At 67.6% G+C, this 8019-nt stretch carries 7 protein-coding genes and 1 pseudogene; all 8 read right to left on the bottom strand.

The features are described from left to right. The coding region (secF, locus tag DI624_RS15610) for a protein translocase subunit SecF (protein WP_291540323.1) at window positions 1-740 on the bottom strand (740 nt) is incomplete at its 3' end. Further along, a pseudogene (locus DI624_RS15605) lies at window positions 740-2267 on the bottom strand (preprotein translocase subunit SecD). The gene secF and the pseudogene DI624_RS15605, both read right to left, overlap by 1 nt. Before the next feature lie 36 nt (window positions 2268-2303). Next, window positions 2304-2621, bottom strand: coding sequence for a preprotein translocase subunit YajC (yajC, locus tag DI624_RS15600; protein WP_291540320.1), 318 nt, complete (start codon window positions 2619-2621; stop codon window positions 2304-2306). A 104-nt stretch (window positions 2622-2725) separates the two neighbouring features. Then, window positions 2726-3808 (bottom strand): peptidoglycan DD-metalloendopeptidase family protein, encoded by a 1083-nt coding sequence (locus tag DI624_RS15595; RefSeq protein WP_291540317.1) that lies wholly within the window; start codon window positions 3806-3808, stop codon window positions 2726-2728. Window positions 3809-3918: 110 nt separating this feature from the next. Then, window positions 3919-4359: an OmpA family protein gene (locus tag DI624_RS15590; RefSeq protein WP_291540314.1), complete on the bottom strand. Its 441-nt coding sequence runs from the start codon at window positions 4357-4359 to the stop codon at window positions 3919-3921. Next, window positions 4356-5000, bottom strand: a complete 645-nt coding sequence (locus tag DI624_RS15585; RefSeq protein ID WP_291540311.1) for a protein-L-isoaspartate(D-aspartate) O-methyltransferase — start codon at window positions 4998-5000, stop codon at window positions 4356-4358. Before DI624_RS15585 ends, DI624_RS15590 begins: the two co-directional genes overlap by 4 nt. Beyond that, entirely contained in the window at window positions 4997-5788 is a 792-nt protein-coding gene (gene surE, locus DI624_RS15580) for a 5'/3'-nucleotidase SurE (protein WP_291540309.1), read from the bottom strand. Before surE ends, DI624_RS15585 begins: the two co-directional genes overlap by 4 nt. Before the next feature lie 138 nt (window positions 5789-5926). Then, a complete protein-coding gene (gene serS / locus DI624_RS15575) occupies window positions 5927-7411 on the bottom strand; it encodes a serine--tRNA ligase (protein WP_291540307.1) in 1485 nt (494 codons plus the stop codon). Between the last annotated feature and the right edge of the window lie 608 nt (window positions 7412-8019).

Raw genomic sequence — 8019 nt, 5'->3', positions numbered from 1 at the left:
TCGTTCAGCGACAGGTCGATCACGTCGCGCAACGGCATGGTCTTGTATTTCCGCAGGTTCTCGCGAAGACGGTCGAACACGACGACGGTGTCGTTCATCGAATAGCCGATCACGGTCAGCACGGCGGCGACCATGTTCAGGCTGAACTCCAGCTTGAACAGCACGGTCAGGATCACGTCGTGCAGCAGGCCGACCACGGCGCCGAAGCCGAACTGCGGCTCGAACCGGAACCAGATGTAGAGGAACATCAGGCCGATCGCGACGGCCAGCGCCAGAAGACCCGAGGTGAACAGCTCGTCCGACACCTTGGAACCGACGACGCTGACGCCGGAATAGTTCACCTGGCCGACCGCGCCGCTGATGGCGTTTTCGACCTGTCGCACCACCTGGGTCTGGTCGCGGCCTTCCGGCACCTGGAAGCGCAGGATGGCGGTGGAGCCGTCATCGACATTGCTGTCGCGACGCGCGATGCCCTGCACCTGAACATCGCCGAGGTTCAGTCCGTTCACCGCTTCGCGCACCCGGTCCAGTTGGATCTCCTGGCCGGCCGGCTTGGACACCTCCATCGAGGCGCCGCCCCGGAAGTCGATGCCCATGTTCAGGCCGGGATAGAAGCAGGCCACGATGGAGGCGACGCACAGGATCACCGACAGGACGCCGGCGGCGCGGGAATATTTGACGAAATGAAGGTTCGTCTTCTGCGGCAGCAGCTTGATTAGAGGCCATCCACGCATCGCCATCACTCCGCGATCGGCAGTTTCTTGGGTTTGGCGGTCTTGAGCCAGTACCCGAGCAGGACCTGGGCGACCAGGACCGAGGAGAAGACCGAGGTGAACACCCCGATGGTCAGCGTCCAGGCGAAGCCGCGCACCGGCCCCTGGCCGAAGGCGAACATGATGCCCGCCGCCACCAGGGTGGTCAGGTTGGCGTCGATGATGGTGCCCATGGCCTTGTTGAAGCCGGCGTCCATCGAGGCGATGACGCTGCGTCCCGCTCGCGCCTCGTCGCGCATCCGCTCGTAGATCAGCACGTTGGCGTCCACCGCCACCGCGAACGTCAGGATCAGACCCGCGATGCCGGGCAGCGTCAGCGTCGCCTGGGTCAACGACATGGCCGCCACGATCAGCACGCCGTTCAGCACCAGCCCGACCACCGACACGCCCCCGAACAGGAAGCCGTAGGCCAGGATCATGAACAGCACGATGATGGGTGCGGCGCTCCTCCACGTTCAGCGGCGCCGGCAGGGCGCCCCCGTTCAGCAGGTTCACCAGGGTCGAGGCTTCCTGGATCGAGAAGTTGCCGGTGATCTGGCCCGATCCCGAGGTGATCGCGCTCTGGATCGTGGGGGCCGAAATGACCTTTCCGTCCAGAATGATGGCGAAGGGCTTCTGCAGGTTCGCCGCCGTCGCCTCGCCGAACCGGCGCGCGCCGGCGCCGTCGAAGCGGAAGTCGATGGCCGGGCGGCCGCTCTGGTCCGAACCGACGCCCGCGCGGGTCAGGTTCTCGCCCGACACCAGCACGCGCTTCTTGACCAGATAGGGGGTGCCGTCCTCGCCCTGCAGCAGTTCGGAATCGGGCGGCACGCGACCGGCCAGGGCGTCGTTCACCGAGTTTTCGACATCGACCATCTGGAACGTCAGCTGGGCCGTCTGGCCGATGACCTCTTCCAGCTTGGACGGATCGCTCTCGCCCGGCGCCTGCACAACGATGCGGTCGGCGCCCTGGCGGGTGATGGAGGGTTCGCGCGTGCCCAGGCTGTCGATCCGGCGGCGCACCACCTCGATCGACTGATCCACGGCCGTCGCCCCCATGCCGTTCAGCGCGGCGTCGGTGTAGGCGAAGCGGATGCGGTTGTCGCCCAGGCGCGTCGCCGCGCGTTCGACCTGACCGCCCGCCCCCGCCTGCCCGCCAAGCTGTTGCAGCGCCTTGAACGCCGCGTCGCTCTGGGCGGGATTGGCCAGGGTCACGACCACGCCGCCGGCTTCACGCTGCAAAGCGTTAGTGGCGATGCCCGCGCCGTTCAGGGTGACGCGGACGTCCTCGATCAGGTTGGTGACGCGCTTTTCGCGCATCGCCGGCACGTCGACCTCCAGCAGCAGGTACGACCCGCCCTGAAGATCGAGCCCCAGGTTCAGCGCATTCTTCGGCAGCCAACCCGGCAGCGCCTCGCGCTGGGCGGGGGTCAGCAGGTTGGGATAGGCCAGCAGGCAGCCGATGATCGCCGAGGCGACGACGAGAATGACTTTCCAGCGCGACAGCTGAATCATGTGGGCGGTCCAGGTATCGGCGGATACGCGAGCGTATCAGGCCTTGGAATCGTTTGCGGCGATGGCGGTGCGGTTGCGCACCTCGGCGATCATCGACTTGACCACGCGCACATTGACGCTGGGCGCGATCTCGACGTTCACCTCGGCGTCCTCGACGCGCGTGACCTTGCCGATCATGCCGCTGCCCAAAACGACGGTGTCGCCGCGCTTGACCGCGCCGATGGCGGCGGCGTGTTCCTTGGCGCGCTTCTGCTGCGGGCGGATCAGCAGGAAGTAGAACAGGATGAAAATGCCGATGATGGGCGCAAAGCCGATCAGTTGCGCCGTCAAGCCGCCGTCAGCCGCTCCGCCCATGGGTAGTCTCCGAACACGAACAGGGCGGCCCTCGTCGGCGCCCCCATTGAAACGAGGCGCGGAACCTAGGGCCGACCCCTAAAGAATGCAACGCGGCGAAATCGCTATCGCGGCAATACGGTCAGCGGATCGACCGCGACGGGGTCGTCGCCGCGCATCTGGCGTGTCTCGAAGTGGATCGACGGGCGGCCGTCGCCGGCGGTCAGACCCACGGTGCCGATCTGCTGGCCCGCGCGCACGTCGTCGCCGTCCTTCACCGTCGCCGAGCCCAGATGGCCGTAGACGGTGCGCCAGCCGTTGGCGTGGACGATCAGCACCGTCAGCCCCTGCCCGACCAGATCGCTGCCGACATAGGCCACGCGGCCGGGGGCCGAGGCGCCGACCGCGGCGCCGGCGGACGCCCCGATGTTGATCCCGTTGTTGCGCTCGCCCATCCCGACGGGGCCGAAGCGCCGCACGATGTCGCCGCGCACGGGCCACAGCAGGTTCGGCTGGCCGGTCGCGTCGGTCCCGGCCTGGGCGACGGGCGTCGGCCGGGTCTGAACCGGCAGGGCCGCGTTGCCCGACGGCGGCGGCGGCGGCGGCGGAACCGCGCCGTCGTCCGGCACCAGCACCCCGACGGGCGAAGCGCCGGTGGCGTAGGGGTCGCGCCCCGTATCCACCGCCGCCTCGGGCAGGATGATTCTTTGTCCGCTGGTGATGGCGCCGCGCGGCCCCAGGCCGTTCAGGTCGATCAGCGTCTGCACCGGCGTCTGGAACCGGCGCCCCACGCCTGAGATGGTGTCGCCCGGCTGGATCACATAGGCCGCGCCCGGACGGACCGGGGCGGACGACGCAGGCGGCTGATAGGCGGGCGGCTGATAGGCGGGCGGCTGATAGGCCGGCTGGCTCGGCGTCACGCTGACCGGGGGCGGCAGGGCCCCGCCGTCCACCTGGCCGATAGGCGCCGTCGCCGGCGGCGGCGATTCATAGGGTGCGGGACGGCCGGGCTGGGTCTGCGGCCCGCCGGGATAGGTCGACTGCTGACCGCCTGCGGGCGGATAGGCCCCGCGGTCCGGCGCCGGCGCGGGCGCGGGCGCCGCATGGGTGGAGTACCTCGGCTCGGAAGGATAGCTCATACAGGCCGCCGCGCTCAGCGACGCCGCCGCGATCAGCACCGCTCTCATCCCGCCCGAAATCACCGCCACCCGCCGCTCCTCGCATGGTTAAACTCGCCGCCCGGTGTGCCCGCTCGCGCCCCATAAGCCAACCCCGCAATCGTCGCGGAATTGGGGCGCGAAGGTTAACGCGGGCGATTCTACAAGGTCACATCGACGGTGACACGCCGGTTCAACGGCTCGCGCACGTCGCGGTCGGTCGGCCTGGCCAGATGGCGGTCGCCGTTGGCTCGCATTTCAATCCTGGAAGGGTCCAACCCAAGCCTCACCAACTCGGTGGCCATCGATTGGGCGCGTCTTGCAGAGAGTTCATCGCTGAACTCCCGGCCCTCAGCGGTATCCATGTGGGCGGAGATCAGCACCCTGTAACGATCCGACCCGGACCGTTCCGCATAGGCTGCGACTTGTCTGGCCGTCACATAGCCCCTGGGCGAAAGCTCGACGGTCCCATAGGCGAAATAGTCCGAAAACTCATGAGCCATCGCTGGCGACGACACGGCCAGAGTTGAACTCGCGATGAGAAGAAGCGGCCATTTCATTTTGCGATGCTGCGGCAGGGCGGCACGCTTGGCAAGCTTCACCCCTCCTTCGCCGTCCCCTCGACCAGCGGCACGAACCGCACCTCCGTCAGGCTTTCGCGACGGAAGGCGCCGTCGCCCTGGCCGACGTAGCGGTGCAGCATCTGCACCGAGGTCCGTCCCACCGGCGCGACCAGAACCCCGTTCGGCTTCAGCTGTTTCAGCAGTTCGGTCGGTTCGGTCGGCGACGCGGCCGTGACCATGATCCGGTCGAACGGCGCCTGTTCGGCCCAGCCCAGACCGCCGTCTCCGTGTTTGGTGATGACGTTCTCGATCTGCAACGTCCGCAGACGGCCCTCCGCCTCCACCAGCAGGCTGCGGTATCGCTCCACCGAATAGACATAGCGCGCCAGCCGGCTCAGCACCGCGCACTGGTATCCGCTGCCGGTGCCGATCTCCAGCACCCGGTGCCGGGCCTGGACCTCCAGCGCCTGGGTCATCAGGCCGACGATATAGGGCTGGCTGATCGTCTGGGCGCAGTCGATGGGCAGGGCCTGATCCTCCCAGGCCTGGTCCAAAAACTTCTCGTGCACGAAGACCGCGCGGTCGATGCTCTCCATCGCCTTCAGCACGCGCGGGTCCGTGACCCCCTGTTGCCTCAGCGACAGGATCAGGCGGCCGGCGCGGTCGTCGTGCAGGTTCATGCGGCGACGACCGCCCTTGGCGGCGCCCCGCCCAGAACCTTCTTCAGGTCGTTCACGCTGGGCATATGCGTCAGGTCGATATGCAGCGGCGTGACCGAAATCCGCCCCTCGTCGATGGCGCGCAGATCCGTGCCCTCCGGGTGCTCCTGCTTTTCGCCGCGGAAGCTCATCCAATAATAGTCGCGCCCCCGCAGGTCGGTGCGCCGCACGGCGTGCATTTCGCCCACGTCGCGGAATCCTTGCGTCGTCACCTCGACCTGTTCGACCTCTTCGGGCCGGCGGTTGGGAAAGTTCAGGTTCATCACCACGCCCGGCGCCCATTTCTGCGCCAGCAGCCGACTGATGATGGCGGGGGCGAAGGCCTCGGCCGTCTCCCAGTGGGCGACCACCGCGTCGTGGAACCGCTCCAGGCTCTGGCTCAGGGCGATGGAGCGGATGCCGAAGGCCATGCCCTGCAAGGCGCCCGCCACCGTGCCGGAATAGCTGACGTCCTCGCCGATATTGTGCCCGCGATTGACGCCCGACAGCACCAGGTCCGGCTTTTCCGGCATCAGGTCGTTGACCGCCAGCACGACGCAGTCGGTCGGCGTGCCCGTCACCGCGAACCGCTTGTCGCCCAGCTTCGCCACCCGCAACGGCTCGGTCAGGGTGATCCCCCGCCCCTTGCCCGACTGTTCGACGGCGGGCGCGCACACCCACACGTCGTCGCTCAGCGTTCGCGCGATCCGCTCAAGGCATTCAAGGCCTTCCGCCTCGATCCCGTCGTCGTTGGTCAGAAGAATACGCACTTCAAACTCCGCTCATCCCCGCGAAGACGGGGACCCAGTTCTGTCGCTCGGCAGTGCGTTGGATTGAAGGCCTGCAAGCATCATCCGCCTTTCGCCCAAAGCACTGGGTCCCCGCCTTCGCGGGGATGCGCGGAAAAGTCATTGCCCGCCCACGAATTGGAGCCCGCCCATATACGGCTGCAACGCCGCCGGCACCGCGATCCGGCCGTCGTCCTGCTGATAGTTCTCCATGATCGCCACCAGCGTCCGCCCTACAGCGAGTCCCGACCCGTTCAGCGTATGGACGAACTCGGTTTTCTTCTCGCCGGCGCGCTTGAACCGGGCGTCCATGCGCCGGGCCTGGAAGTCGCCGCAGTTCGAGCAGCTGCTGATCTCGCGATAGGTCCCCTGGCTGGGCAGCCAGACCTCCAGGTCGAAGGTCTTCTTCGCCGAAAAGCCCATGTCGCCCTTGCACAGCAGCATCCGCCGGAACGGCAGCTCCAGCGCCTTCAGCACCGCCTCGGCGCACTGCGTCATCCGCTCGTGCTCGGCGTCCGAGTCCTCCGGCCGCGTGATCGAGACCATCTCGACCTTGGAGAACTGGTGCTGGCGGATCAGCCCGCGCGTATCCCGCCCCGCCGACCCCGCCTCGGCCCGGAAGCACGGCGTCAACGCCGTCATCCGCATCGGCGTCGCGAGGTCGTCCTCGGACAGGATGCTCTCGCGCACGAGGTTGGTCAGGGAGACTTCGGCGGTGGGGATGAGCCATCGAGCACCGGTCATGAACTTGGCAGCCGGGTATCGAGCGAGAGCGCCTGCGACCACGCCGGGAGACACCTCGTACTCACTTTGGGCGGCTAGAATTTCCTCACGAAGTCCCAGCAGACCTGCTTCGGTTAGTTGAAGCGCGAGAGACTGGTCGCCAGCCACCTGATTGAGCAGATCATCGGGATTGTCGGTGCTGAGTCGGCTCGCGCGAAACAAGTCCTCCTCGAACTTCGGCAACTGCCCGGTCCCGAACATTGCCTCGTCCCGCACCAGCAGCGGCGGGTTCACTTCCAGATAGCCGTGCTGATCCGTCTGCATGTCCAGCATGAACTGACCCACGGCCCGTTCCAGCCGCGCCAGCTGTCCTTTCAGCACCGCGAACCGCGCGCCCGACATCTTCGCCGCCGCCTCGAAGTCCAGCATCCCCAGCGCCTCGCCCAGGTCGGCGTGATCCTTGGCCGGACCCGTCCGACGCGGCTCGCCCCACGCCCCGACCTCGACGTTGCCCGCCTCGTCCTCGCCGTCCGGCACGTCCTCGGCCGCCAGGTTCTTCTGCGCCGCCAAGAGGTCGCGCAGTTCCTTGCCGACGCGCGCCTCGACCTCGGCCGCCGCCGCGATCTCGCCCTTCAGCGCCTCGACCTCGGCCTTTAGCCGCTCGGCCTCGGCCATGTCCTTGCGCCCCATGGCGGCGCCGATCAGCTTGGACGCCGCATTGCGCTTGGCCAGGGCGTCCTGGCCCGTCGTCTGGGCGCGGCGCAGTTCGCCGTCCAGCCGCAGGATGTCCGCCACCAGGCCGTCGGCGTCCTCCACGCCGCGCGACGACCAGCCCGCCACGTAAACCTGGGGGTTCTCGCGAATGGCTCTGATGTCGTGCATGGTCTGAAACTTCGGTCAGGCGGGAGAAGCCGAACGCTCTACCCGCCCGCGCCGTCACGGGCAACGCGGGAAGCGCGCGGCATCGTCTCCTCCCCACTCGTGGAGAGGGGACCGTGCAGCGGTGGAGGGGCTGTCGAAACCGCACGGTCGCCGAGCGTTCTTCTCCAACGTCGTCACTTTCGCTCACCACCTCGTCATCCTCGGCCTTGTGCCGAGGCCCCATACGCTCGGTCTCAAAGGTCGGGGACCGGCGGCGGACACCGGGATTATGGATCCTCGGCACAAGGCCGAGGATGACGGATTGAGAGGCGCGATTGCCACCAGCCATCACAATGCGGCTGGTTCATTCCCTGAGAATCCAACCGCTTGGCGAAATATCTCGCCCATCATCCATCCCCCCTCCGAAACGCGCGTATTCTTACCCCGTCTCGTCGCATCGGAGGGCTCGTAAGGCCTGCGACCTTGCGGCGGCGGGAGCGGATGGAACGGGAGCGATGGTGAAACTCCATCGCGCCGGCGGCGACACACGGTGCGCCGTCGGAGGGTCGAGGGGGATACTCGGCCGCACTCGGGACGGGGTTTCGCAGACCCCGCCGACCCGTCGCAGG

This window comes from Brevundimonas sp. (assembly GCF_003248455.1).
In the GTDB taxonomy this organism is placed as follows: Bacteria; Pseudomonadota; Alphaproteobacteria; order Caulobacterales; family Caulobacteraceae; genus Brevundimonas.
Note: the sequence above shows the minus strand (reverse complement) of the source record. Positions and strands in the feature narration are given on the sequence as shown.

What these genes read in the sequence shown, in the direction of transcription:
- yajC (WP_291540320.1), bottom strand. Translation starts at nt 2,621, where the DNA reads ATGGGCGGAGCGGCTGACGGCGGCTTGACGGCGCAACTGATCGGCTTT.
- DI624_RS15585 (WP_291540311.1), bottom strand. Translation starts at nt 5,000, where the DNA reads ATGAACCTGCACGACGACCGCGCCGGCCGCCTGATCCTGTCGCTGAGG.
- serS (WP_291540307.1), bottom strand. Translation starts at nt 7,411, where the DNA reads ATGCACGACATCAGAGCCATTCGCGAGAACCCCCAGGTTTACGTGGCG.